Annotated in this window: 31 protein-coding genes; 12 read left to right on the forward strand and 19 right to left on the reverse strand. The window is 39.1% G+C overall.

Features of this window, described 5'->3' with window-relative positions; genetic code table 11:
* Position 1: 1 nt before the first annotated feature.
* The 12 genes from B4U37_RS17915 to B4U37_RS17970 all read right to left on the reverse strand — a co-directional run bounded on the left by B4U37_RS17915 (position 2) and on the right by B4U37_RS17970 (position 10,242).
* Complete coding sequence (locus B4U37_RS17915) at positions 2 to 1,450, reverse strand: DEAD/DEAH box helicase (protein WP_157663883.1); 1,449 nt, start codon at positions 1,448 to 1,450, stop codon at positions 2 to 4.
* Positions 1,451 to 2,515, reverse strand: a complete 1,065-nt coding sequence (locus B4U37_RS17920) for a metallophosphoesterase (RefSeq protein WP_157663884.1) — start codon at positions 2,513 to 2,515, stop codon at positions 1,451 to 1,453. It lies immediately after the preceding gene.
* 178 nt (positions 2,516 to 2,693) lie between these two features.
* Positions 2,694 to 2,993, reverse strand: a complete 300-nt coding sequence (locus B4U37_RS17925; protein ID WP_088019329.1) for a DUF3817 domain-containing protein — start codon at positions 2,991 to 2,993, stop codon at positions 2,694 to 2,696.
* A gap of 127 nt (positions 2,994 to 3,120) precedes the next feature.
* A complete protein-coding gene (locus B4U37_RS17930; RefSeq protein ID WP_245840008.1) occupies positions 3,121 to 3,543 on the reverse strand; it encodes a hypothetical protein in 423 nt (140 codons plus the stop codon).
* Positions 3,540 to 3,845, reverse strand: coding sequence for an antibiotic biosynthesis monooxygenase family protein (locus B4U37_RS17935; RefSeq protein ID WP_088019330.1), 306 nt, complete (start codon positions 3,843 to 3,845; stop codon positions 3,540 to 3,542). Before B4U37_RS17935 ends, B4U37_RS17930 begins: the two co-directional genes overlap by 4 nt.
* Positions 3,846 to 3,946: 101 nt before the next feature.
* The gene (gene sda, locus B4U37_RS17940) at positions 3,947 to 4,084 is read right to left on the reverse strand and encodes a sporulation histidine kinase inhibitor Sda (protein WP_088019331.1); all 138 of its coding nucleotides are present in this window, start codon (positions 4,082 to 4,084) and stop codon (positions 3,947 to 3,949) included.
* A 381-nt stretch (positions 4,085 to 4,465) separates the two neighbouring features.
* The gene (locus tag B4U37_RS17945; RefSeq protein WP_088019332.1) at positions 4,466 to 5,203 is read right to left on the reverse strand and encodes a LytR/AlgR family response regulator transcription factor; all 738 of its coding nucleotides are present in this window, start codon (positions 5,201 to 5,203) and stop codon (positions 4,466 to 4,468) included.
* A 28-nt stretch (positions 5,204 to 5,231) separates the two neighbouring features.
* Positions 5,232 to 6,941, reverse strand: coding sequence for a sensor histidine kinase (locus B4U37_RS17950; RefSeq protein ID WP_245840009.1), 1,710 nt, complete (start codon positions 6,939 to 6,941; stop codon positions 5,232 to 5,234).
* Between the two features lie 415 nt (positions 6,942 to 7,356).
* Entirely contained in the window at positions 7,357 to 8,391 is a 1,035-nt protein-coding gene (locus B4U37_RS17955) for an alpha/beta fold hydrolase (RefSeq protein ID WP_088019333.1), read from the reverse strand.
* Positions 8,384 to 8,770 (reverse strand): hypothetical protein, encoded by a 387-nt coding sequence (locus tag B4U37_RS17960; protein WP_245840010.1) that lies wholly within the window; start codon positions 8,768 to 8,770, stop codon positions 8,384 to 8,386. The genes B4U37_RS17955 and B4U37_RS17960 overlap by 8 nt, the downstream gene beginning before the upstream one ends.
* 94 nt (positions 8,771 to 8,864) lie before the next feature.
* Positions 8,865 to 9,641 (reverse strand): SDR family oxidoreductase, encoded by a 777-nt coding sequence (locus B4U37_RS17965; protein WP_088019335.1) that lies wholly within the window; start codon positions 9,639 to 9,641, stop codon positions 8,865 to 8,867.
* A 403-nt stretch (positions 9,642 to 10,044) separates the two neighbouring features.
* Positions 10,045 to 10,242: a cold-shock protein gene (locus B4U37_RS17970; RefSeq protein ID WP_010196375.1), complete on the reverse strand. Its 198-nt coding sequence runs from the start codon at positions 10,240 to 10,242 to the stop codon at positions 10,045 to 10,047.
* 466 nt (positions 10,243 to 10,708) lie between these two features.
* On the opposite strand from B4U37_RS17970, the gene B4U37_RS17975 reads away from it, so the two are divergent.
* Positions 10,709 to 11,869 (forward strand): dicarboxylate/amino acid:cation symporter, encoded by a 1,161-nt coding sequence (locus B4U37_RS17975; RefSeq protein ID WP_088019336.1) that lies wholly within the window; start codon positions 10,709 to 10,711, stop codon positions 11,867 to 11,869.
* Between the two features lie 62 nt (positions 11,870 to 11,931).
* Here the strand turns inward: B4U37_RS17975 and B4U37_RS17980 are convergent, their stop codons facing one another.
* Together B4U37_RS17980 and B4U37_RS17985 are read right to left on the reverse strand one after the other, a co-directional pair.
* The gene (locus B4U37_RS17980; RefSeq protein ID WP_088019337.1) at positions 11,932 to 12,117 is read right to left on the reverse strand and encodes a hypothetical protein; all 186 of its coding nucleotides are present in this window, start codon (positions 12,115 to 12,117) and stop codon (positions 11,932 to 11,934) included.
* Between the two features lie 505 nt (positions 12,118 to 12,622).
* Positions 12,623 to 12,808 (reverse strand): H-type small acid-soluble spore protein, encoded by a 186-nt coding sequence (locus B4U37_RS17985; RefSeq protein WP_088019338.1) that lies wholly within the window; start codon positions 12,806 to 12,808, stop codon positions 12,623 to 12,625.
* Positions 12,809 to 12,940: 132 nt separating this feature from the next.
* Here B4U37_RS17985 and B4U37_RS17990 point away from each other — a divergent pair, with 132 nt between their 5' ends.
* The gene (locus B4U37_RS17990; RefSeq protein WP_010196385.1) at positions 12,941 to 13,189 is read left to right on the forward strand and encodes a hypothetical protein; all 249 of its coding nucleotides are present in this window, start codon (positions 12,941 to 12,943) and stop codon (positions 13,187 to 13,189) included.
* A complete protein-coding gene (locus tag B4U37_RS17995) occupies positions 13,190 to 14,200 on the forward strand; it encodes a potassium channel family protein (RefSeq protein WP_088019339.1) in 1,011 nt (336 codons plus the stop codon).
* Here the strand turns inward: B4U37_RS17995 and B4U37_RS18000 are convergent.
* The 3 genes from B4U37_RS18000 to B4U37_RS18010 form a co-directional block, all read right to left on the reverse strand.
* A complete protein-coding gene (locus tag B4U37_RS18000; protein ID WP_088019340.1) occupies positions 14,197 to 14,604 on the reverse strand; it encodes a YugN-like family protein in 408 nt (135 codons plus the stop codon). The two genes, B4U37_RS17995 and B4U37_RS18000, sit on opposite strands and share 4 nt — an antisense overlap.
* Positions 14,605 to 14,929: 325 nt before the next feature.
* On the reverse strand, positions 14,930 to 16,279 hold the full coding sequence (locus B4U37_RS18005) for a glucose-6-phosphate isomerase (RefSeq protein WP_088019341.1): 1,350 nt from the start codon (positions 16,277 to 16,279) through the stop codon (positions 14,930 to 14,932).
* A 191-nt stretch (positions 16,280 to 16,470) separates the two neighbouring features.
* Positions 16,471 to 16,719, reverse strand: a complete 249-nt coding sequence (locus tag B4U37_RS18010; protein ID WP_088019342.1) for a hypothetical protein — start codon at positions 16,717 to 16,719, stop codon at positions 16,471 to 16,473.
* Positions 16,720 to 17,059: 340 nt separating this feature from the next.
* Between B4U37_RS18010 and B4U37_RS18015 the strand changes: the two genes are divergently transcribed.
* From B4U37_RS18015 to mnhG, 7 genes are read left to right on the forward strand one after another with little or no spacing between them, the layout of a single operon-like run.
* A complete protein-coding gene (locus tag B4U37_RS18015) occupies positions 17,060 to 19,471 on the forward strand; it encodes a Na+/H+ antiporter subunit A (RefSeq protein ID WP_088019343.1) in 2,412 nt (803 codons plus the stop codon).
* Positions 19,458 to 19,880, forward strand: a complete 423-nt coding sequence (locus B4U37_RS18020; RefSeq protein WP_088019344.1) for a Na(+)/H(+) antiporter subunit B — start codon at positions 19,458 to 19,460, stop codon at positions 19,878 to 19,880. The genes B4U37_RS18015 and B4U37_RS18020 overlap by 14 nt, the downstream gene beginning before the upstream one ends.
* The gene (locus B4U37_RS18025; RefSeq protein WP_088019345.1) at positions 19,880 to 20,221 is read left to right on the forward strand and encodes a Na(+)/H(+) antiporter subunit C; all 342 of its coding nucleotides are present in this window, start codon (positions 19,880 to 19,882) and stop codon (positions 20,219 to 20,221) included. The genes B4U37_RS18020 and B4U37_RS18025 overlap by 1 nt, the downstream gene beginning before the upstream one ends.
* Positions 20,214 to 21,695 carry a Na+/H+ antiporter subunit D gene (locus B4U37_RS18030; RefSeq protein WP_088019346.1) on the forward strand — a complete coding sequence of 494 codons (1,482 nt, stop codon included), beginning with the start codon at positions 20,214 to 20,216 and terminating at the stop codon, positions 21,693 to 21,695. The genes B4U37_RS18025 and B4U37_RS18030 overlap by 8 nt, the downstream gene beginning before the upstream one ends.
* 6 nt (positions 21,696 to 21,701) lie before the next feature.
* Complete coding sequence (locus B4U37_RS18035) at positions 21,702 to 22,178, forward strand: Na+/H+ antiporter subunit E (RefSeq protein WP_088019347.1); 477 nt, start codon at positions 21,702 to 21,704, stop codon at positions 22,176 to 22,178.
* Complete coding sequence (locus B4U37_RS18040; protein WP_088019348.1) at positions 22,178 to 22,474, forward strand: Na(+)/H(+) antiporter subunit F1; 297 nt, start codon at positions 22,178 to 22,180, stop codon at positions 22,472 to 22,474. The genes B4U37_RS18035 and B4U37_RS18040 overlap by 1 nt, the downstream gene beginning before the upstream one ends.
* Positions 22,458 to 22,850, forward strand: coding sequence for a monovalent cation/H(+) antiporter subunit G (gene mnhG / locus B4U37_RS18045; RefSeq protein ID WP_088019349.1), 393 nt, complete (start codon positions 22,458 to 22,460; stop codon positions 22,848 to 22,850). Before B4U37_RS18040 ends, mnhG begins: the two co-directional genes overlap by 17 nt.
* A 46-nt stretch (positions 22,851 to 22,896) precedes the next feature.
* Here mnhG and B4U37_RS18050 read toward each other — a convergent pair whose 3' ends face one another.
* Positions 22,897 to 24,060 (reverse strand): iron-containing alcohol dehydrogenase, encoded by a 1,164-nt coding sequence (locus B4U37_RS18050; protein WP_088019350.1) that lies wholly within the window; start codon positions 24,058 to 24,060, stop codon positions 22,897 to 22,899.
* Between the two features lie 182 nt (positions 24,061 to 24,242).
* Here B4U37_RS18050 and B4U37_RS18055 point away from each other — a divergent pair, with 182 nt between their 5' ends.
* Positions 24,243 to 24,476, forward strand: a complete 234-nt coding sequence (locus B4U37_RS18055; protein WP_064098762.1) for a DUF378 domain-containing protein — start codon at positions 24,243 to 24,245, stop codon at positions 24,474 to 24,476.
* Positions 24,477 to 25,064: 588 nt separating this feature from the next.
* Here B4U37_RS18055 and yugI read toward each other — a convergent pair.
* A complete protein-coding gene (gene yugI / locus B4U37_RS18060) occupies positions 25,065 to 25,472 on the reverse strand; it encodes a S1 domain-containing post-transcriptional regulator GSP13 (protein WP_010196422.1) in 408 nt (135 codons plus the stop codon).
* A 289-nt stretch (positions 25,473 to 25,761) separates the two neighbouring features.
* On the opposite strand from yugI, the gene B4U37_RS18065 reads away from it, so the two are divergent.
* Positions 25,762 to 26,124 carry a helix-turn-helix domain-containing protein gene (locus B4U37_RS18065; protein ID WP_088019351.1) on the forward strand — a complete coding sequence of 121 codons (363 nt, stop codon included), beginning with the start codon at positions 25,762 to 25,764 and terminating at the stop codon, positions 26,122 to 26,124.
* Positions 26,125 to 26,228 lie beyond the last annotated feature (104 nt).

Consider the following 26,228-nt stretch of genomic DNA (forward strand, 5'->3'; position numbering starts at 1 on the left):
TTTAGTTACGCGCCTCGTGCACTTTTAATTGCTTCCCTTTGACGGTGCGGTTTTTCATTTCTGTTATAACTAGAGATCCCTTTCCGTTCAAGATATCCACATATGTGTGATTTTCCTGGATGGTAATGATTCCAATATCTTCTGATGATACGCCATCAATCTGGCAAATGGTGCCTACGAAGTCCACCGCTCTAATTTTCTTTTTCTTACCACCGTTAAAATAAAGTTTCATAATATTTCGCGCTAATTTGGCACCTTTGTCTTCTTTCTTTGTTGGTCTATTTTCCATTTTCACTAAAAAAGAGGTTTCAGCTCTTGCTACAGCTTCCCGTTTTGGAGCTTCAGCTCTTGAAATTTTAATGCCAATAAAATCCTCAATTTCTTCTAAGTGATGATATTCACTAGTTGAAATAAGCGTAATGGCCTTTCCAGATTTTCCAGCTCTAGCTGTTCTGCCGATACGGTGTACATATCGTTCTTTGTCAGAAGGAATATCGTAATTGATAACCAGGCTTATATCTTCAATGTCAATGCCTCTTGATGCCACATCTGTTGCAATCAGGTAACGAAATTCACCTCTTTTGAAAGCATTCATTACAGAAAACCTGTCTTCCTGTACCAGGCCGCCATGCAATTTCCCACAAGGATATCCTGCACGATGAAGGTTACGGTGAACCTTATCCACTTCTTCTTGGGTAGCGCAAAAGACAATACAGCTATCGGGGTTTTCCACTACTGTAATATCTTTCAGCAAAAGGAATTTCTTTTCTCCTTCCCCCACCTCATACCAGATATGCTCTATTCGATCTGTTGTCAAACCACCGCTTTCTATTTCAATAAATACAGGGTTTGTCATGTATTGATTGGATAGTTGTTTAATGTCTTCCGGCATGGTGGCAGAAAACAACATAGTTACCCTACTCTTAGGAAGCATCTGGATAATCGCCTCCACTTGATCAATAAAACCCATGTTCAACATTTCGTCGGCTTCATCAATGACAAGATACTCCAACCTGCTTACATCAAGTGTGCCTTTCTCAAGATGGTCCAACACCCTACCAGGTGTACCTACCACTATATGTGACTTTTGTTTCAGTTCAAGCTTTTGCCTTTGAAAGGATTGTTTTCCGTAAATAGCGGTCGCCTTGACACGTTTGTAGCGGCCGATATTCGTTATATCGTCTTTCACCTGGGCGGCAAGCTCCCTAGTCGGTGTCAGTACCAATGCCTGTGGCTTATTCTCTTCCCAATGGACAAGGTCGCATAAAGGAACCGCAAAAGCTGCTGTTTTTCCGCTTCCCGTTTGTGATTTTACAATGATGTCACTCTTCGCTAAAGCCTTGGGAATCACTTCTTCTTGCACATTGGTGGGCTTTAGATAATTCAGGCTTTTCAAAGCCTTGACTATGTCTTCCCCTAAATTGAATTGCTGAAATGTTCTATTCATTATTTAATTACCTTCTTTTTCTTCAAATTCTACAACAATCTCTAATATCTCTGACCTGCTGCCAATCCTAAGTGGCGGACCCCAAAAGCCGAATCCGGAGGAAACAAATGCATGCAACTGGCCTTTTTTCCTATAACCCCAATCCAATTCAAAGAGCCTTCTTGTAATCAGGTGGTTTGGCGCCATCTGTCCTCTGTGGGTATGACCCGATACGATAAGATCTATCCCACTTTCCTGCGCTTCTTTCAACTCTGCTGGCTGGTGATCCATAGCTATAAGAGGCAGAGATTCATCTAATTCATTTACCAATTGATTAAACGATTTTCTTCTGGAATCTGTTTTATCTTTTCTGCCTAACAGATAAAAGCTGTTTCCTATCTGCATCACTTCATCCATCAATATGCGGATATCCACCTTTTCCATTTCTTTAAGAAATGCTGGAATCTCTCTTCCGTAGTATTCATGATTTCCAAGAACGCCATAAATACCGAGTGGAGCATGAAGTTGACTCATGATAGCACCCATATTCTTCTTTTGAAAATGCTCAGGCTCATCATCGATAATATCGCCTGGCAGCAATATGATATCTGGTTTGATTCGATTCATCATTTTCACTAGCCTTTTAGCATGGGCGATGCCCGATAACTTGCCGAAATGCATATCAGAGGCCACGGCTACGCGAAGTGTTTTCATTTCGGCTTTTTTTGGTATGGTCACTTCATATTTTCTGATTGTAGGGCTATACGCATTGTAAAGGCCAGTGATGAAAATACCAGCAAGAATAATTGCGGTAACGGTCCCGACCACAACAATGGAAGTCTGTTCTTGAATATCTAATAAGCTGAGTACCAAGATAGCAAGATTTGCGAGAGGAAACAAAAGCAGCCCGTATTGAATAAACCCAAACCATATCGACCCAATAATAGATAACCAGGAGAGCGGTTTAACCATTCTGCCTAGGATATAGGCATACGATAAAATGGCGATGACTATCCAATATAAAGGTTCTTGTTGGAACGAACATATCGCTTTTAACCAAACTAAGCCGTTCCATCCAAGGTAAAACATCAAAATATTATATATGGAAAAAAATGCAACGATCGATAAAACCCGACCAACGTTCACGAAAGCAACTACTCCTTTAATACGTATATATATTCTACTCATTATAGCGAATAAAGCCGGCCAATGGGAAATTAGAACAGCAGAGTAAATCTCAAATAAAAAACTGACTCGGCAAACGGAGTCAGTTCACAAATGAAGATTTTTTTAGATAGTTGTCAAATACAATATTCCCGAATGGTATAAAGGCAACAACTACAGCTCCTGCTGCCCAAATAAGGGACCATCTGATTTTTAACGTGATATAAGCAATGAACAACACGTAAGTAATGAATAAGAAGCCGTGTAAAGCTCCAACGATACTTACCGCTTGCGGGATGTCAAACCAATATTTCAATGGCATAGCTAGGAATAGCAGTACAAGTAATGAACCGCCTTCAATTAAACCCATTATTCGAAATCTTCCCATAGTAGTGTTTGTCATTATCTATCAGCCTTTCTTGATCAAACATAATTTCTTCTATTATAAATCACTTATAAAGGTTCTCAGCCCCTCACCCATGACAATCCTGTGAATATCCGAAAATGAACGAATACTGTTCTACGTCGCCTTATCCTTCTTCGCTATCTTGTTTATACTCCTTAAGAGCCAGAATTCCTTCATCCAAATAAGATAAGAAGCTTACTTCCACTTCCTTGTCCAACATTCCTACCATGCTTTCCTGTATTTTTTCAAAGTTATAAATGATCATATCGGTTTTTAACCCTCGACTTACAAGGACGCTATTCAGCCACATCACATAGTCTACGAAAGTTTGGGTATCATTTAGCTTATAAGCGGTGTGAAGATACAAAAAATGATAAAAATTGTCTTCAATGGTTCTCTCTTTTCCTTTTTCCCCAAACTTCTCTTCTAGGAAAGGAAAATCATTGTACATTGTTACCACGACTTTTTCCACAATTGTTCCTACATCCAAGTCCCCGATATCTGCCTTTATTTTTTTTACGGTTGAAGACTGTGGTGGCATAATCATGTTGCCACCACCTTGAATTTTGTTATGGTTGGGATAATAGATGCAAGTTCTTGGTCTGGATATTTCTTTTCGAGTTCATGAATTTTTTTATAATCTTCACTTCTAACCCATGAGATAAAATCTTCTTTGGAATCCCATTCCATGAAAACGGTAAGTTCCCCTGCTTTATTTTCATTTTGTAAAAGAAGAAAGCGCTGAAAACCTTTCGCCTTTTCTACTATTCTAGATCGGTTGTGATATATAGAAATAACTTCATCTGCTTTTTCAGATGGTACTATGAAAGTGGAATGAACAATATACATACTTTATGTCTCCTTTTAAATGTAATCATAAAGAAAAAAGATGCTGACTACTAACATCACATCTCTTCTCATTCTCATCTATTTTATCGTTCTTTTCATTATTATAAATTGGTTACAGGTATATCTATTTTTCTCCGCTTCATTTCATCAAGAATCAGCTTCAAGAACTCTTCGTTCAAGTCATTTAACATCGCTGCTTCATAAACTTCAATTAAAGATTCATCATTTAACAAATCCATTCAAACCCCTCCCATATAACGGATATTTTAAATATCGGATGTTTGCCACTTATTTAATTTTCAAAACGATTCAATAAATTTTGTGTTTATTTTAAATAAGATAGCCTGTCATCATCTTTTTAAAATTCCCATCTTTTATATGTGAAGTAAAGGATTTGTCAATTTTATCTATTATCAAATATATCTTTATTTAGCATTTTAACGAAACTCATTCCCCTTTGTCCAATTTTTCTTATACCTTTGAGCATTTCATTATTGCTTTTCGGTGCACTACTTTGCCATTTCAACCGTAAAGATTCAACATTTAAGAACAATATTGGGATTTTTATGAAAAATGAAATATTGCAAAAAAAGAAAGCTCAAACCACGAAGTTCTCAAGGTTAAGATTTCGTGATTTGAGCCAATAGCTCCTGTACTTCATTTATTTTCAATTTAGAAATATGGGCATATTTCTCATGATTGGTGAAGTAGGCAAAATAGGTTTCATTTTTAGGTGTGATATGTGACAACATTCTTAGATTAACAATATAAGATCGATGTGTCCGATAAAAATTCTGATCCAATTGTTTATAGATATCACTGATATTTTCATAGGTTTCAATGGACTGGTTGGTTGTATAAATGATGCATTTCTTCCCAGACTTTTCAATAAAAATGATATCTTCAAAAGGTATGTAGTAGAAGGAACTATTTGAACGGATGGATAATCTTTTATTTGGGTTTCTTTCTTCCGAATCCGCAACCTCAGCTAGTAACTGGGCTTTGGCACGTTCCAGCGCTTTGTATAATCTGATTTTCTCAATCGGCTTTACAATATAGTCGACTGCCGAAATTGCAAATGCCTCCACTGCAAATTCGTTATAACCTGTCACAAAAATAAACTTTAGTTTAGGAGAGAATTCAAGGCATTCTTTTATTGCATCCAAACCACTTTTCTTTGGCATATTTATGTCCGCAACAACAAGATCAACCTTGTTTTTCATCACACTATCAATCAGTTTCTCTCCGCTATTACAAGTATCTATAATTTGAAATTCCTTCAGCTCTCCTATAAAAAACTCCAATATTTCAAGAGAATTCTGATTGTCATCAACAATTACTACATTTATTGGTTTCAATCGAAGAAAACCCCTTTCTTTCGATGTATTATATCGGTACCTTCACCCAGAAGGTACTCCCTGTTCCCTCTATGCTAGAAACGCCAACGGTTCCTTTCATTTCTAAGACATTCTGTTTTACAAGAGTCAAGCCTATGCCTGTCCCTTCCACTCCTGGAATGGCATGATTCACCCTGTAAAAGGGCTCAAAGATGTTATCATGGTGACTTTGCGGGATGCCAATTCCCGTATCTTTCACAAATATAGCCAAGTACCTGCCATCTACCCGCCAATAGAGCGTGACAGTTCCATTCTTTTTGTTGTATTTAATGGCATTGTTTAATAGATTGACCATTACTTGTTGAAAACGTATAGGGTCGATTTCAATCGTAATATCCTCCACATCTTTTTCAATGTAAAGGGATATCCCTTTTTCCTTTGCATTATTGCTAACGGCATGCAAGCTATCCCAAACAGCATCTTTTATTCGTATTGGTTTTACATTTGTTTTAATAGTTTCTGGATTGGTATCAATACGAATTAGCTCTAAAATGTTATTAATGAGTTGCAGAAGATGCCTGCTTGAACTTAGTATTTTGGCAAGTCTTGATTTTTGCTTGTCTGTGAGTGGATCTTTTTGATCACTCTCTAAAACTTGGCTGTATCCTATGATGGAATTTAACGGCGTTCTTAACTCATGACTGATCATTGCCAAAAAATTCGTTTTGGTTTTACTTTCTCTCTCTACTTCATTTTTTTCGTTCATAAGCCGTAACTTTCTCTCGTTTTCCTTAAGGTGCAGGTTTGCTACTTCCAATGTTTCTGTGTTTTGGGTCAACTCGTCTACTTTTGTCATTCTATCCAGCACAATAGTTACCTGATGACAAATAGAATGAATTAAATCAAGTTCTTCTGATGTAAAAGTGGAACGTTTTTTGGAACCGAAAGAAATGGTACCGACAAGTTCCCCAAATGATAGTAATGGTTCACAAACGTATGATTTGACTCCAAGTAGACGAATCAGGTCCAAAATTTTATCCCCTCTGCCATCCAAATGCTCAAAAACCATTCTTCTTTTATTTTGTGCAACAGTACCACACACAGCCGTTCCCTTTTCAAGGTACATAAAGGTCTCCAGCTCTTCATTGCAAATTCCATGATGGTTGGTTAACACAAGTCTATTCTGCTCCTTGTCCCAACTATAATTAATATAGATATCAAGATCCAACACTTGTGAAAGTTTATGAAATAATGAATCTAGCAGTTCTTTTGGATTTTTGATAGAGGTCAACATGGCAGCAGAATCATTTAGAACATTAAGCTTTTCTGTCTGTCTGTAAAGCGCTGCTTCCGTCTCTTTTTGCTTATTTATATCCAAAAAGAGCATAGAAAAATGATTTGCATCAATAGGATAAATGATCACGTTAACCCATTGATCTGGATTTTCAAAAAGTTTCATTTCATGTTGTACAAAAATGCCTTCTTGTATTACACTGTATGTATATTTAAGTAATATATTTAATGCATCTTTATTCAAAAGGTCTGAGAGTAGCTTCCCCTTCACCGATTGTTTGGTGTGTCCAAGGATCCTCATGGCTCCACCATCAATAGAACTGACTTTGAGGTCAGAATGAAACAGGATAAGTCCTTTAGATACATGGAGAGGTTCACCTTCACGTTGTATTAAACTATTAACCCCGATGATTTCCAACCTCCTTTTTGCAAGGAAATAGCACATTAGAACTTGTACTATATGCATTATAGCTTTTATAATCGATTATTTGAACCTTATGTTTTTTGTATTCATTATGTATGCTTTGCTATTTTACATCTAAACACTATTGAACAACCACTCAAATTAGCACTTTTCATGTAGCTTTTCTCCTCCTTTCAAACCAACATACCCTTATTTCACAAGCTTTTTTCTACTTTTTGATAAAAACAAAAAAACAACAATACCCTTTATTGAAATAATGTTCTCCCGTGAAAACTTAACAATATTTACCGCGATTTACATACAAAAAAAGAGAAGCAAAAGCCCCCCTACTGGTTTTCTTTTAGACTTATTAGAAATTGCATATAAACAGTTGCTCCTATCCCCATATATTCTATATAAGGGTTCATATTCCATTTAATGTTCTCATGTAAGACATTCATACTCTATCCCTCCCACTCTATGAATCTGCTGGTTCTGACCGTTCATGCAACCAATTATCCAGATATCCAGGTAGTCTTCCATTTTCAACAGATGTCCCTGTATGTCCGCCTGTTAATATGTGAGATGTCTTATCAACACTTCCCACTTTATCCATAACTGGCAGAATGTGATCAAGCGGTACAAGCCGATCTCCCTCTGTACCTACTACAAGTAGATTCGCATTAATATTAGATAGCATGGCTCCTTCGCCGTTTATTTTACTTTCATTTTTAATAAGCTTATTGTCTTTTGTAAAATCCTCAATGATTTGCTTGGCAACACCACTGGTTAAAGGAATGTGTCCTTTTGTCCACGTATTAAATTTGTGCCATTTGTCTACATAAGCTTTATTATCCCGATTTAATAAAAGAGATAGATAAGGAGTAAAATAAATAGGTGATGTAACCATACGTATACCCGCTTCAACGTGAGAGGCTGGAATAATTCCAAGCTCATCCATATAACGAGAGCTGTCCCAATTATCTTCTCTCAAAACTTTTACCCATTTATCAAAATAACTAGGAGTGTTGAAATCAACAGGCGTGACAAACAAGACTAGATTTTTTATTGGTTCCTTTGCTATAGAAGCATACATAGCCGCAAGTGTCCCCCCAAGACAATAACCAAAGATGGTCATTTCTTTCGCACCGGAATGCTTGATTGCCTCCTTAACCCCACGTTGAATATACTCTGTAATAAAGTTATCTAGTGTCATGTCCCTATCTTCTAGCCCTGGCTTTCCAAAATCAATCATATAAACATCAAAGCCCTTTTTCACAAGTGCTTCAATAGTACTTCCACCCGATATCATGTCCAGGATAAATGGCTGATTAATCAAAGAATAGATGATAAAAATCGGCACGTTGTATTTTCTTACAGGTGCTTGATAATACCAAAGGGTAGCTTTGTTTTTTCTCCAAATAGATTGTCTGGCCGTTACTCCATCCTTGAAAGGTGTTTCATTATAATGCATCATTTTCTTTTTCCATGCACCCAGCTTCATATCATCCATCAAGATCACTTACTATAGAACGAACAATCTTTTCATCATGTCCAAGCAATGAAGATACGATTGCTTGGCGTTCGGCCATGTCCTCCAAAATCACTTTTACCATATTTCTTTCACTTTCAGGAGTTTGCCCCGAGGAGCTAGTTCCTTCCTGTAACTGCCCTTCAAGGCGATCAATTTTATCCTCTATTTGAATAAGCAGCTTAGCAATATTGGCAACGTCGTTTTTAGTAGGAAAGTTATATTTTAAGGACAGCACTTCTACTTGTTCTCGAATCTTTCTTAACTTTTCTGCTTCTAATTCGCTTTCAAGCCCTACAATGCGAAATACCGACTCCTTGTTCAGACCTGACTTTATCGCTTCATTCCAGTCATTCTCCAATTTTATTGCTTTAACTTTTAATTTTTTGTTCCTTTCCTCTTTATTATTGCTTGAATGCAACATTATTGGTTCACCCTTTCCTTCCAATTCAACCTCATATTAAGGAGGTCATCCCTCCATCTACCACCAAAATGTGTCCTACACAGTAATCGGATGCGTGAGAAGACAAAAACACCGCCGCTCCCTTTAAATCATGTTCGCCTCCGAAACGTTTTGCAGGTATTTGTTCTTTTAACATTGGAGCAGAGTGCTCTATTATTTTTTCGGTGATTTTAGTAGGAAACATTCCCGGTGCGATGGCATTCACCTGTATATTATAAGGAGCGAGTTTTACAGCAAGATCTTTTGTAAACGTGATGACCCCTCCTTTGCTTGTATTATAAGCAATGGTGTCCATTAGTTTTGGATCTGTCCCACCCATTCCAGAAACAGAAGCAATATTGATTATTTTTCCGTTACCTTGTTTCTGCATGATTCTTGCCGCTTTTTGACTAAATAAAAACAATCCTTTTAAATTCACGTTCATCACTTTATCCCACTTGTCAGCTGGCAAATCCAATGTTGGCGCCATCCAAGAGGTCCCACTGTTGTTTACAAGGATATCCAACGTTCCGAAGTGCTTCACCGTTTCCTCAATGACATGTTGAATTTCTTCCTCTTTTGTTACATCACACGCAAATGCCAATGATTTTACGCCTATTTGTTTCAATTCCTGGCTTACTTTCTGACAAGATGTAAGATCACGCGAACATACAACAACGTTCGCCCCCGCTTCAGCAAGAGCCTTTGCCATGTGTGCCCCAAGCCCTTTTCCTCCCCCAGTCACAATTGCCGTTTTGTTCATTAGACTAAACAAATCTTTTACTTCCATAATGTGTCCCCCTCTTTGATTGCTAGTTTCCTTTTTCAGTCTAGTAACAATTAATAGATTCCATATAGTATAGTAGGGAACTACTCAAGGTGTGAGTAAAATGATGAATTGGTGGAGGTGGAAAATACAATTACTAATAAGGGTAAGATAAAATGACATTCCCCAAGACTTTTTTAGTTGTTTGAGTATGCTCCGCTGTTGATTTCCGCAAATGGCTTCGCTTTCCGCGGGTGGAAGGGACAGGTGAGACCCCAGAAGCGTTGTGAGGAGGCTCACGGACCGCCCGCAGGCAAGGCGAAGCGCCTGGAACGGAAATCAACGGGATCTCCACTCTCTTATCTTTTAAAAAACAAAAAAAAAGACCCTCCAGATGGAGAGCCTTTTTCTCAACTTTATGTCAAAATTACTTTTGAACGTTAGTTGCTTGAGGTCCACGAGCGCCTTGCTCGATTTCGAAAGTTACTGTTTGACCTTCTTCTAAAGATTTGAAACCTTCGCCTTGAATAGCGGAGAAATGTACGAATACATCGTCTTGTCCGTCTACTTCGATGAAACCGAAACCTTTTTCAGCGTTGAACCATTTTACTTTACCTTCTAACATTATGTTTCCTCCTACAGTGGAACTTTTCCACAATTGTATTACCATTCTTGCTCTGCATAATCTTTCAAGACGAAAAACATTGAAGTAAATTCCTTCTATCAGCCTTACCGAACAAAAACAATTAACTTAATCATAGAGGTTATATATCAAAAAATCAAGTTTTATTTGGTTTTGCTAGTAACTTCCATTAGAAAAGTGTACTTTGTTACGGGTGAAGACATACAAGATTTGCTGCAACGATGGTGATTTTCTGTAGTAGTGTACCCATTTCTCAACTTTTTATAAACCTATATTTCAGAAATTTTTTCTATATACCGCTCCTTTATAGTTAAAGTATGTGGTCATTGGAAAATACTTTTTAAAAAATATACCATTTAGTACTTTTCTTTTTTCAATTGTTTTTGTAAGATAGTACAATATTCAACAACAATAGACAAATGTATTTTAGGGGAGGACACTGGACACCATGAGAAAATTCGGACTTTTACCAAGAATTATCCTTGCCATTTTATTAGGGGTAACTGTTGGAAGTTTTGCACCTGAATGGTTCGTTAAAATATTTGTTACGTTTAACGAGATCTTCGGAAACTTTTTAGGATTTGCAATTCCATTAATTATTATTGCATTTATTGCGCCTGGTATAGGGGAAATTGGAAAAGGAGCAGGGAAGTTTCTTGGCTTGACTGCTTCCATCGCCTATCTGTCTACTATTGCAGCAGGCGTCTTAGCCTATTTCGCTGCAAGTACGTTATACCCGTCCATATTAAAGAACGCTAGCCTGACAGGAGCAATGGAAAACCCGGAAGAAGCATTACTAAAGCCTTTCTTAGAACTTGAAATTCCAGCACCCTTTGAGGTGATGACTGCACTTATTATTGCATTTACACTTGGACTTGGAATGTCCGCAATCAAAGGGGAAACATTAAAAATAGCTATGATCGAGTTTAGAAGCATTATTGAACTTGTCATTTCCAAAGTAATTATTCCGCTTTTACCTATTCATATTCTTGGTATATTCGCTAACATGACATACGGTGGGCAAGTTCAAACGATTATCAATGTATTTGCAAAAGTATTTGTATTGATCATTTTATTACATCTAATCATGTTAATCATTCAATATTCCGTAAGCGGTGCTATGTCTAGAAAGAATCCTTTTGCCATGCTTAAATCTATGATGGCTGCCTATTTTACAGCCCTTGGAACTCAATCTTCCGCTTCGACCATTCCAGTTACCCTTGAACGTACTAAGAAGATGGGGGTAAGAGAAAAGACAGCAGATTTTACCGTTCCGTTACTGGCAAACATTCATTTGTCAGGTAGTACAATAACAATTGTTTCGTGCGCGATGGCAATTATGTTTATCAATGGAATGGATTATTCCATATTCATAGTACTTCCATTTATTATGATGCTCGGTGTTACGATGATAGCAGCCCCTGGCGTACCTGGCGGGGCTGTAATGGCTGCCATCGGTCTGTTACAGACAATGCTTGGATTTGATGCAACGATGGTATCCTTGATGATTGCTCTTTATCTTGCTCAAGATAGTTTTGGAACAGCATGTAATGTTACGGGTGACGGTGCCATTGCTAACGCTGTTGACAGACTTACTGCATCTAAATAATTTAGAAAAAGGTGGCGCCCAATTACTTCAATTCTGGCGCCACCTTTTTTTGTACAGAATATTTATTTTAGCGCACAAGCTACTCTATCGTAGCCAAATTGCTCTAAGAATTCGTTATAGGCTTCTATTTTACCAAGGATGATGTCATGCTCTAAATCTCCTTGATTAGTCGCCTCCATCTCCTTGCAATACTCCTTTATCCTTGATTCCACATAAGAAATAATCGCTGTTTCATTAAAAGAAGTCATTCCCTATCACCTCACTTATTGATAGTAGATAAATACCCTCCTTCTAAATACAACAAACAACAGCCAGCACATCCATTCTTACAAAATTTTTATCTGATTGGTTAATCACCGCTGTTCCTTTCCGCAAATGGCTTCGCTTTCCTAGGGGCGGTGCTTGAGCCTCCTCACTTAGCTGCGGGGTCTCAAGCTACCGCTATCTCCCTCAGGAGTCTCCGCCATTTGCTCCAATCCACAGCTTAAAATTACATAAACGATACGGTAATGCATTTTAAGTTAATACAGTTAGATCCCTTTTACAAACCCTTCGCTGAATGATGTCACTTTGTTGATTGGAGTGGAAGGCGCGCAGACGCCCGCGGGAGGAAGGGACAGGTGAGACCCCGGAAGGCGAAGCCTGAGGAGGCTCACGGACCGCCCGCAGGCAAGCGAAGCGCCTGGAACGGAAATCAACGGGCTTAGATAATTTCTTAACTAAAAAGAGACTCAATTCTGAGTCCCATTGTGGTTATTCTCCTAATTCAATTAAGTCGGAAACAGCAACTTGTGTACGTTCTTCTCCCGGACCGCGAAGATGAATTGTCGCAGTTTTTCCATCTTCACTTAAAGAGTCAATCCACACCTTTGTTCCTTCAAAGGTCACCTCTATTGTTGCGGAAGAGGATAGTATTTGTCTTGCACGTGTTTCATCCATTCTCGTCACTCCCTACTCCATTATTCATTCATCACATGATTCATACTTATTCTTCCAATTGCAGGCCATTTTATCCATTTGAAGTTTAAGTTTCAAGGTATTTTGTCAACAATGTAAGAAGAGGTGAATGAGATGAAGTTAAGGAAGGAAGAAAAAGAACAACTGAGCGAAGCCATTGATCAGATGAATGAAAGTCTAGACAGGTTTATTGAATTTTATAATGAGTCAGAAGACGACAAACCTATTATTTCATTCAATGATGAGGTAATACAGCTGATAGAAGCAGGAAAACAAAAATATGGGGAAGAAGCATTAACACAAAAGATTAATTCCATAGTGAAAGAAGTACTCTCTTTTATTTCCGCTGAGGATGAACGGTAGATGGATAGAATCAAGGAACAGACTTCCCTCATTTTCAGGTTTGTACATTGGCCTTTAATAGCAAGGATATTAGTCATTATTTTTGTCATAAATATTACTTTCGGATTTCTCATTCATTACATAGAACCAGCTGAATTCCCCTCTATTTTTGATGGAATATGGTGGGCGATTGTCACTACCGCAACTTTAGGCTATGGAGATTATGTTCCGGTTACTGTAACCGGAAGATCGTTAGCTATTATTCTCATATTATTTGGCACAGGTTTTGTCACTACATATTTTGTATCACTGGCGGCTAGCGCCATCGCAACACAAAATGATTATTTGGAGGGCAAAGTGGATTATCGAGGATCTGAACATATTATCGTCATTGGTTGGAATGAACGGGTAAGAGAGACGTTACGGCAAATCAATTCTATGAGCAATAAACCACTATCTATCGTTTTAATTGATTCAACACTTGAGAAGAACCCCCTACATGATCAAAACGTACATTTTATTAAAGGAAACCCCTGTTATGATCAAACATTGCTTTCGGCCAATGTAAAGAGTGCCGGATTTGTTGTCATTTCGGCGGATCAAAGCAAGGATGAAGTTCAAGCAGACATGAACTCTGTGTTAACGCTGCTTGCTGTAAAAGGGTTAAATCCAGATGTGTATACAATCGCGGAAATCTTGACGTCTACACAAGTGATAAATGCTCAGCGTGCCGGAGCGGACGAAGTGATTCAAACCAATATGTTTACTAGTTATGTGATGACTAACAGTATGATGTCAAATGGTATGTCCAATACATTGTTAACGATGTTAGATCAACTTAAGGGAAGCAAACTAAAGTATCTTGAGGTGGAAAAAGATATGATAGGAACAACATTTGAAAAATTGAGTAACCAGATGCTTCAGAAGAAAATCCTTCTCATCGGGATAAAAAGAAGAGGGGACACCATGGTCAACCCTCCTCTATACACGTTAATTCAAGCTGATGACTGTCTGCTTGTCATTAAAGATTAATCTCTGCCAAGCACTGCTTCTAATTCATGTACAAGTGTATGACCTAGTTCTATAAATTCTTTTGGAAAAGTGGCATCTGGATCTTCTGGTTCTGAGAATTGGTCAAATGATGCCGTTCTGTTCCATACATGTACATTGTCATCTATTCCAATCTGGTATTTGTGTGAGAGCAAGAACGGTCTGCCAAGCTCCACTGTGGTCCCTTGTGAATCCAATTGGCCGTCCACAGATTGGAATGGGACTCTCAAGAATTGATATCCGACTTCATCATCTATTTTGTAGTCGAAATAGCCGTGGTCATAGTCCCAGTTTCCTCCGATGGAATATCCGATGGCTTTAAGTTCCTGCTCTAATTTATACAATTGAAACTCCGCACCTTCGATTTTTGAAGGAATAGGAATCATAGCAATCCCTCCTTTTATATGGGTAGGTTTCCCCATGGAGGTGTTTTCATGCATATCAAAAAGGGATAGTTCTGGACCTGATGGTCGTAGAACTATCCCTTTTTAGACGCCGCTGTTGCTTTCCGCAAATGGCTTCGCTTTCCTAGGGGCGGTGCTTGAGCCTCCTCACTTCGTTGCGGTGTCTCAAGCTACCGCTATCTCCCTCAGGACAAGGAAGGCTCCGGCAGCGATACATCGCACGAAGAAAATGCGTAGCATTTTCGAGGAGTCTTCGCCTTTTGCTCCAAGCAACAGCTATGGTGTCCAAAATCCAATATTTATTTGTTTATTTTAATCGTTTTTCTAGTTCTGCTTTGACTTCCTCGAATCCAGGTTTGCCAAGAAGTGCGAACATGTTTACTTTGTATGCTTCCACTCCCGGTTGGTCAAATGGATTTACTCCAAGAAGGTAACCGCTCATAGCGCATGCTTTTTCAAAGAAGTAAACAAGGTAACCGAATGTGTATGCGTCCATTGCAGGGATGTTAACCACAAGGTTTGGCACTCCTCCATCTGTGTGGGCAAGGAGTGTTCCTTCATATGCTTTTGTGTTTACAAAATCAACTGTTTCCCCAGCAAGGTAGTTTAGGCCATCCAAATCAGCCGCTTCTTCCTCTACTGTCAACTCATGACGAGGAGTGTCTACTTTGATAATTGTTTCGAAAAGATCTCGACGCCCTTCTTGTACATATTGACCCATTGAATGAAGGTCTGTTGAGAAGTTGGCAGACGCTGGGAAGATACCTTTTTGGTCTTTCCCTTCGCTCTCACCGAATAGTTGCTTCCACCATTCAGAGAAGTATTGAAGCCCTGGTTCATAGTTGATCAGCATTTCAATCGTTTTACCTTTGTTGTATAGGACATTACGAACGGCTGCGTATTGATATGCAGGATTTTCTTCCAACTCAGATGTAGAGAAGTCACGGCTTGCATCTGCAGCACCTTTCATCATTGCTTCGATATCCGCTCCTGAAACCGCGATCGGCAATAAACCTACTGCCGTAAGGACGGAATAGCGTCCTCCTACATCATCAGGAATAATAAAGGACTCATAGCCTTCTTCCGTTGCCAGAGTTTTTAAAGCTCCACGTGCTTTGTCTGTTGTAGCGTAAATACGTTTACGGGCTTCTTCCTTCCCGTATTTTTCTTCTAAAATTTTACGGAAGATACGGAAAGCCAATGCCGGCTCTGTCGTAGTACCAGATTTAGAAATTACGTTGATTGAGAAGTCTTTTCCTTCTAGAAGGTCCATCAAATCTCTCATGTAAGTTGAACTGATGTTATTCCCAACAAACACAACCTGAGGAGTTTTTCGTTGCTCCTTTGTTAGAGCATTGTAGAAAGAATGATTTAACATTTCCAAGGCAGCTCGTGCACCAAGGTATGATCCGCCGATACCTACTACTAACAAAATGTCTGAATCGTTTTTGATTTTCTCTGCACTTTTTACAATTCGTGCAAACTCTTCTTTGTCGTAATCTGTAGGCAGGTCAATCCAACCAAGGTAATCATTTCCCGCGCCAGTTTTTTCATGTAATGAATGATGGGCAACCTTTACCGCATCACGTAAGTATGTAATTTCATGTTCGCCGAAAAAAGATAATGCCTTTTTATAATCAAAGCGAATATGTGTCATATATAATAACCTCCATAAAAACATATTTGCATGCCAATTTTCACTTTACATAATACTGTCCGATAATTCAAGGATTCCCCTCCCCTGTAAGCGGATACAAATAAAATATTTCATTTCCACTCGCTTACTCTCACAAGAAAACGGCTATACATAGTGTATAACCGCTCTCCTTTTTCGCTTTGTCTTCACCATCAAGTCGGTTCGACTTCGATTTCTTCATTTTCCTTTTTTGCCACTACAATTCGGATATATTCCCGTGGCTTAAATGGTTGGATGACATTCGAGCTTCCCTGTTGATTAGATCCAATAAGCACAATGGAGGGATCTCCATTGTAATACTGGTCCACATAATCTCTTTTTTGCTCAACGCTCAACCACCATGCACCAGCAAATAAAGTAGAAAATATGGATAGTGCAACAGCCGCTTTTCTTTTCACCATATCTACCACCACCTATGACTAGGATGGCTAAAATATCGACATTTTATGCAGTTGGAAAAATATTTTTTAGACCTGTTTTGACTAGTTTCTATCATATTTAATATGCAGGACAAAATCGGTCCATACTAACAAACAGTAAGGATGCAAGCGGTTATGATTTAGTATATAATTTGATTTAGTAATTTTTCTATACAAATAATAATTCCTTTTTACACGTAACAAGGCAGGTACCAACCGGATAGAGTGACACTATCTTAGAGAAAAATGGTATTTGGCGTTGTTTTCTTATGTTTAGAAGGGAAGACTATTATTTATAGAAGAAACAGAGGAGGTTTGTGTCTTGTCACTGATTCATTTAGTGATTTTATCGCCTTTCTTGTTGGCGATTCTTGTGCCTTTTGCGCATAAGTATTTCAAAAGCATACATACTGGGTGGTTTGTATTTGTATTGCCACTCTTTTTGTTCATTTACTTTCTCCAATTCTTAAGCACCACCATGAACGGGGAAACATACACAAGCACCATGAAGTGGATTCCTTCCATCGGGATAGATTTCGCTGTTTACTTAGATGGCCTAGGACTGCTCTTTGCCTTGCTAATAACAGGTATCGGTGCCTTGGTCGTTCTTTACTCCATTTATTATTTATCTAAAGAAAAAGAAGCGTTAAATACTTTTTATGTATACCTACTCATGTTTATGGGTGCAATGCTAGGGGTTGTACTTTCGGACAATCTACTTGTTATGTATTCCTTCTGGGAATTGACTAGTATTTCTTCCTTCCTGTTAATCAGTTACTGGTACCATCGCGAAAAATCCCGCTATGGTGCACAGAAGTCTATGCTGATCACAGTGTTTGGCGGACTGGCAATGCTCGCTGGAATCATCCTCTTATATTTAATGACTGGGTCGTTCAGCATTCGAGAAAACATCGCAAACGTTGATGTTATCACCAGTCATGAACTATTTGTACCGGCACTTCTTTTATTTTTGCTTGGTGCCTTCACAAAATCAGCCCAATTCCCATTTCATATTTGGTTGCCGGACGCAATGGAAGCACCGACACCTGTCAGTGCGTACTTACATTCCGCTACCATGGTTAAGGCGGGTATTTATCTTGTAGCTCGTATGAGTCCTGTCTTTGCAGGTGCTCCGGAATGGTTCTGGCTTGTATCAGGATTCGGTATTGTGACCTTATTCTGGGGATCATTTTCTGCCGTTAAACAAACCGATTTGAAAGCAATATTGGCTTTCTCCACTGTCAGTCAACTAGGATTGATTATGTCCTTGCTAGGTATTGGAAGTGCAGCTGCACATTATGACTACATTGGGGAAAATGCTTATACGATTGCAACCCTTGCAGCGGTGTTCCATTTAATCAATCATGCAACCTTTAAAGGAAGCTTGTTCATGGTTGTCGGGATTGTCGATCACGAAACCGGGACTCGTGATATACGAAAGCTTGGCGGTTTGATGAACTTAATGCCTATAACTTTCACTCTGGCAATAATCGGGGCATTCTCGATGGCTGGCTTGCCTCCTTTTAACGGATTCTTGAGTAAAGAGATGTTCTTTACCGGGATGTTGCAAGCATTAGAGATAGGTGCTTGGAATATGGAAACGCTCGGTATGATTTTCCCAGTGCTTGCCTGGGTTGCAAGTGTCTTCACATTTATCTATAGCATGATTTTAGTGTTCAAAACCTTTACAGGGAAATACCAGCCTGAGAAGATGGATAAAAAACCGCATGAGGCACCAATTGGCATGCTTATCCCGCCAATCATCCTGGCTTCATTAGTTGTTATTTTCGGTTTCTTCCCAATGTTGTTAAAAGGGGTTATCGAACCTGCACTATATTCTATTCTTCCATCAAATGTTCTATCTGTGGAAGTGAAAATTTATCATTGGCACGGCTTTAATACAGAGTTGTTTATGACGATCGGAGTAATTCTTGTAGGTGTTCTTCTCTATCTTACAGTTGCCAAATGGGGGAAAATATACGATTGGTTCCCACAAAGGCTTACACTTAACAAATTGTATGATGGTGGGTTAGTCGCACTGGACAGGGGTTCATCTGCATTCACTAGATTGCCCATGACAGGCTTTATCCGTGACTACCTTGTTATGATTTTTGGATTCATGATTATATTGCTTGGAGCTCTGCTGTTCTTCACCGATGCATTTAATGTAAATCTAACTAATGTCGCGCCTGTTGGGATTTATGAAGTGATTTTAGCCGTTGTTATGGTCATTTCAGCTGTAACCATTCTATTTGTAAAATCTAGACTAGCGGCTATCATTGCACTTGGTGCAGTCGGATATTCTATGTCCCTGTTTTTCGTATTGTTTAGAGCACCGGATTTGGCATTAACTCAATTAGTTATTGAAACAGTTTCGGTGGCGTTGTTCTTGTTGTGTTTCTATCACCTTCCAGAGCTATCAAAGAAGATGGACAAACTTCGCTTTAAAGTGACGAATTTCATCATTTCATTAGGTGTTGGTCTTATTGTCATCTTTATCGGCCTTTCCGTTAACAGCTCAAAGTTGTTCGAATCAATTTCTAGTTATTTTGAGGCTGCTTCTTATAAAGAGGCTGGCGGAAAAAACATGGTTAACGTAATTCTCGTTGACTTCCGTGGCTTTGATACATTATTTGAAATTGCCGTACTTACCATAGCCGCATTTGGTATTTACGCTATGATTAAGCTAAGACTTGCAGATAAGAAGGGAGGAGTAAAAGGTGAAAGTAAATGATTTAATCTTACAAACCACCACTACCCTTTTAACGTTTATCATCTTAATCTTCTCGGTCTATCTTTTCTTTGCCGGACACTACACTCCAGGCGGAGGATTTATCGGAGGGTTGATGACAGCTGCTGCTCTGGTGCTACTTTTACTTGCTTTTGACAAAAAAACCGTACAAAAAGCACTACCATTCAACTATCTATCGATTGCAGCTGTGGGATTAATGATATCCATCATTACAGGGGTCATTGCTCTTTTCTTTGATGTACCTTTTCTAACTCATACCTTTGGTTATGTGGAGTTGCCCTTACTCGGGGAAACTGCACTAACTTCTACTTTACCGTTTGATTTGGGTGTATATTTAGTAGTGGTAGGGATTGCAATGACCATTATTCAAACGATAGGAGAGAGTGAATAATGGAGATTATCATGACTATCGTAGCGGGGGTACTAATTGCAACCGCTACTTACCTAATGTTATCCCGAAGCATTTTACGTATTATAATCGGAACAGCACTATTATCCCACGGAGCCCATTTGTTGTTATTGACCATGGGGGGATTAAAAAGAGGAGCTGCACCTTTACTTGGCCAAGAAGCAGATGCATATACCGACCCGTTGCCTCAAGCTTTAATATTAACGGCAATCGTTATTGCATTTGGTGTCACTTCCTTTATATTAGTTCTTGCCTATAGGGCTTACCAGGAACTAAAAACAGATGATATGGATCAATTAAGGGGAAATGAAAATCATGAATAACTTAGTTATATTACCGATACTGATCCCTTTAATCACCGCAACACTATTATTGCTCATACCTAAAAAGGTGAAGCTTCAAAAAGTGATCAGCGTCATTTCGTTAACAGCTACAACCATTGCAGCAATGGTTCTTGTACATACTGTATATCTTAATGGCATTCAAACATTGGAAATAGGAAGTTGGAGGCCGCCATTTGGCATCGTGCTCGTAGCTGACATGTTTGCCTCCCTCCTTGTACTAACTGGTGTGATTGTGAGTTTCACTTGCGTCCTTTTCTCCTTTCGTAATATTGGGAAGGACAGAGAGAACTTTTTCTTCTATGCTTTTACACAATTTTTGATCACAGGGGTTATGGGAGCATTTCTTACAGGCGACCTGTTCAACCTGTTCGTATTCTTTGAGGTAATGCTAATGTCCTCCTATGCTTTGATAGTATTAGGTGGAACTAGAATTCAACTTAGAGAGTCTATCAAATATCTATTGGTTAACATTATCTCCTCTGCTTTATTTGTAATAGCCCTAGCGTATTTATACGGATTAGTAGGGACACTGAATATGGCAGATGTGTCGAGTAAGATTGCACAATCCGGTCAAACGGATATTGTGACAGTAGTGGCCATTCTTTTCTTAATCGTATTCGGATTAAAAGGTGGAATTTTCCCATTATACTTTTGGCTGCCTGGATCCTATCAGGCGCCACCATACGCCATTACTGCCATTTTTGGTGCTTTGTTAACAAAAGTCGGTGTATATTCCATCTATAGAATATTCACGTTGATTTTTTATCACGAGCCGCAAATTACTCATCAAATTATTGCTGCTTTGGCCATCATCACCATCCTTATTGGTGCTATCGGAGCAATCGCTTATTGGGATGTTAAGAAAATATTGATTTATAATATTGTCACAGCAGTGGGAGTCATCATTTACGGAATCGCCATTGCTACTGAAACAGGTTATGCAGGCGGGATTTATTATCTTGTTCATGATATGGTCATAAAAGGAGCCCTGTTTTTATTGGCAGGAGCGATGTTTACCATAACAGGGACGGATAATATAAAAAAAATGGGTGGAATGATTAAACGTCATCCACTATTAGGATGGATGTTCTTCACCGCATGCCTGGCGCTTGCAGGAATTCCTCCTCTAAGCGGGTTCGTTGGAAAAATCCTTCTCGCTCAAGGCGGTTTAGAACAGGAACATTATATCTTCGTAGGAGTCATGCTTTTCAGTAGTTTGCTGGTATTGTATTCCGTAATGAAGATATTCATGAACTGTTTCTTTAGGGAAGAAGTATTAAGTCCAAAAGAAGAAAAAGGTACAACCAAGGGCCTTGTTTATCCTTCAGTCATTTTGATCGCACTCTCTGCTTTCCTTGGTCTAGGAGCAGAATTCGTATATCCATACGTTTTTGAGGCGGCAGAAACATTGATGGATCCATCCATCTATATCCAAGCAGTTTTAAAGGAGTAGTTTCGCATGGCTTTTCAAATTTTGATAAATGTAGTTATTGCATTCAGTTGGATGTTTCTTAAAAACCAATGGGCCTTTCCCGACTTTATCATTGGGTACTTCTGGGGGCTTGTTATCTTATTTTTAATGAGAAGGTTTCTTCCCGGACGGTTTTATTTTGAACGGGTGCTGGCAGCCGGAAGACTATTTTTCCTGTTTTTGCGGGAACTTGTTCTTGCAAATGTACAAGTAATTCGTGATATTTTGCGACCTAAACTAAAAATTGAACCGGGAATTTTCGCGATGCCGACAGAGCTGAAAAGTGAATGGGAAATCACATTGCTATCCCTATTAATAACTTTAACTCCAGGTACATTGGTAATGGATATTTCTGATGATAATAAGATTCTCTATATTCATGCCATGAATATCCCAGATGCAGATCAGGCAGTAGCAGAGATAAAAAACACCTTTGAAAAAGCTATCATGGAGGTGACCCGTTAATGATTGAAAGCACATTTGACTTATTGCTATCCATCAGCTTAATTATCATCTCCATCGCAACTTTAGGACTTGTTTACCGAGTTATCAAAGGTCCTTCCGTACCAGACCGTGTAATGGCATTAGATTCTATTGGAATCAATCTAATTGCCATTACAGCCATCACCTCTATCATGTTAAGAACAGATGCCTTCTTAGAAGTTATCCTTTTATTAGGGGTCATTGCTTTTGTAGGTACCGTCGCGTTTTCTAAATTTCTGCAAAAAGGAGAGATAATCGAGTATGACAGAGACAATTAACATATTCATTGGCATTGTCGTACTGCTAGGTTCTCTTCTAAGCTTAGTAACGACCATCGGCTTAATTAGACTACCGGATGTTTATACACGCAGTCACGCAGCCTCCAAGAGCGCCACACTTGGTGTCTTGTTGATTCTAGTTGGTGCCTTACTATATTTCTGGTTTGCAGACAATTATTTTAGTGCACGCTTGGTACTTGGGATCGTATTTGTCTTTATTACAGCTCCTGTTGCAGGTCACCTCATATCAAGAGCAGCCTATTATACAAACGTTCCTCTTTGGGGAGAGACAGTTCAGGACGATTTAAAGACAAAAGAGCGACCTAAAACAAAGAAGGAAGTAGAAAAAAGACAAAAGGTCCACACTGAGGCATAAACAAAAAGCTGGCAAAACCGTATCCGGTTCTGCCAGCTTTTTTATTTTATAAGGATGCTTTCAAAATGGAAGTGACATCTTCATGTGAAAGTGATTTAAAATTCCCTACGGTTCCTTGTGACATCACATGTTCAGCCATTTTATCGATATTTTTATCATCAATATCATAATCAGCTAAACGTGTAGGAGCGCCAAGGCTTGACCAGAATTCACGAAGTCTGCGAATGCCCTCTAAAGCTATTTCTTTGTCTGTAGAGCCATTATCTTGGACGCCAAACACCCTAACAGCCAATTGTTTAAATCGGCCTAGGTTCGCGTCCATGACATGCTCCATCCAATTCGGGAACAGGATAGCCAATCCACCTGCGTGCGGAATATCATAGATGGCAGAAACGGCATGCTCAATGCCATGAGTAGCCCAATCCCCGCGATAGCCCATCTGCAACATACCATTAAGCGCGATGGTTCCATTGTAAAGAATCGTCTCTCGGTGCTCATAGCTCTCCAGGTCTTCTAAAAGCTTGGGAGCCGTTTCCATCACAGTCGTTAGAACAGCCTCGCACATACGATCTTGTAGCGGGGTGTTTGTAGTCTGATGGAAATACTGCTCTAACACATGTGACATCATATCAACAATCCCGTAAACCGTGTGATCTTTTGGCACTGAAAAGGTATTAACCGGGTCTAGAATGGAGAATTTCGGAAACGTCACAGGACTGCCCCATCCGTATTTTTCATTCGTTTCCCAATTTGTAATAACAGATCCTGCATTCATTTCAGAGCCTGTTGCAGCAAGAGTCAATACTGTTCCAAATGGAAGAGCCTCTGTTGCAATTTGCTTTTTAAGTACAATATCCCAAACGTCACCATCATATTTGGCACCTGCAGCGATTGCTTTCGTACAATCAATTACACTGCCTCCACCAACAGCCAAAAGGAAGTCAATTTGATTTTCTTTACAAAGCTCGACACCTTTTCTCACTGTAGATAATCTCGGGTTAGGTTCCACCCCAGCAAGCTCCGTAACCGTTGCCCCTGCTTTATGTAAAGTGTTAATCACATCATCATAAAGCCCCCTTCTCTTAATACTTCCTCCACCATAAACAAGGAGAACGTTCTTACCGTAAGCTTCCATTTCCTGTGGCAACGTTTCTAGTTGCCCTTTGCCGAATATTAGTTTTGTTGGATTATAAAAAGTAAAATTATCCATTACTATTACCTCCCTTTTGCCATGATTATGGATTATTTCCTCCTTGCATGCAAAGAATTAGCTTCAAGGATGAGACTGCCCATTTTTATCATGCTTCTACAAAAAAAATTTATAATGAATAATTTCTGTCCAGTTACAAAATATATGGGGGAAAGCACTTATATTCTCAAGGAGGGAATGTTATGAGTACTATTCAACGTATCGCACTAGTACTGACTATTGTCGGAGCTATTAACTGGGGATTGATTGGTTTCTTCCAATTCGATCTTGTAGCAGCTATTTTTGGCGGCCAAAGCGCAGCCTTATCCCGTATCATATACGGTCTGGTTGGAATCGCCGGACTAATCAACCTTGGACTTCTTTTCGTCCCATCTGAGCAGCACGAAAGAGAAGTAGAACCAAGAACAACTCGATAAACCCACAAAAACCGCCTCTTAAGCAGGGCGGTTTTCATTTTTTTCAGTAAATTTGTGGCGCAGGTGAATGGATTGTTACTTTTCGGAGGTTGATTGTAACTAATTTGCTGGTCATTGTAACTAATTTGACGTTTATTGTAACTTTTTTATAGATTATTGTGATAATTCGACAATCGAAAGAAATTTTAGTTGTTTGGTAATCCGCAGCTGTTCCTTTCCGCAAATGGCTTTGCTTGAGCGTTCTCACTTCGTTGTGGGGTCTCAATCTACCGTTACTCCCCCGCTGGAGTCTCCGCCATTTGCTCCAATCCACAGCTAGAAATGGCGTAAGAGTAATGTTATTGGTTTATCAGTAACTCGTTGGATACTTAGATGAATGAAGTCACCTTGTTGATTGGAGTGGAAGGCGCGTAGACGCCTCGGGAGGAAGGGACAGGTGAGACACCACAGGCTGCAAGCCGAGGAGGCTCACGGACCGCCCTCAGGCAAGCGAAGCGCTTGGAACGGAGATCAACAGTGTAGCATCTACCTCCTGATTTCCATAAAAAAAGACACCCCTCACAGGATGTCTCTCTCACTTAATCAAGATTACTTCTTGATTAGGTCGTTACGGTTGGATTGCTCGATCCACTCTTCTAGTTTGTCTTTAAGCGTGTTGAAACCGCCAGGAGCTGCTTCTGTGTGGTTTTTCACTACAGTAGCTTGACGCTTCTTAGGCTTTCTTGGTGCAGCTGCTGGAGCTTCAGCAGGAGCTTCTTGAGTAGCTTTGATGGACAAGCTGATTTTGTTAGACTTTTCGTCAACAGAAAGAACCTTTACTTGAACCTCATCGCCCATTTTCAAATGTTCGTTTACATCTTTCACATAACCGTGCGTAATTTCAGAAATATGAACAAGACCTTGAGTTTCTTCGTCAAGCGCAACGAACGCTCCGTAAGGTTGAATACCCGTTACTTTCCCAGTTAATACACTTCCAATTTCGAATTTATCAGACATGAAAACACTCCTAAATAATTTAATTTTTATACACATTGAACGCAATAAAAGATTATACCACAAATTCGATATTTAATCAAAAATACTTTTCTTGCTTACTTGGAGTCCTTTTTATTATTTGTGCATTTTGTTGCTAATATCCTCTGAATTTAGAAAATAACCTTATGTTCATGAATTACTTAAAAACTATATAAACTAATAAAGAAAGAGTAATAATATGTTCAAACTTTCTCTAGATTAAACATGGTATGATAAAAGTAAGAAATTGCTTACATTGGAGGTTATCGGAATGAGAAATATTGGGGAAAACATCCGCTTTTATCGGGAACGGGCAAAAATGACGGCAGCCGAGCTTGCCTTGAAGATCCGTGTCGGAACCGGCACCATTGAAAAATATGAATCCGGTTTACAAACACCTGACATGCAGACCATTCTTAAGATTTCAACGGTTTTAGATGTACCTGCTTCCGAACTGTTAGAATCCTTTACTTCCAAGAATTCTACAGGTCTAGATCCGGAACTGGAGGAATTGATTAAAGAAGTAGGGATAAAAAGAGCCAAGTTAATTCTCAGGAAAGCTAAAGATTACACAGATGAAGACTTCTTAAATGTAATGCAAATATTGTACGAAAAAAAATATAGCACTCAATAAAGAATTTTCTAAAAATCAGGTTTTAAAAATAAAAATCATGGGAATACTTATACCATCAAGGCTTTCTAGTATTCCCCCTTTTGTTAGGACCAAATCCACGCTGG

Origin of the sequence: Sutcliffiella horikoshii (genome assembly GCF_002157855.1) — a bacterium.
In the GTDB taxonomy this organism is placed as follows: Bacteria; Bacillota; Bacilli; order Bacillales; family Bacillaceae_I; genus Sutcliffiella_A; species Sutcliffiella_A horikoshii_C.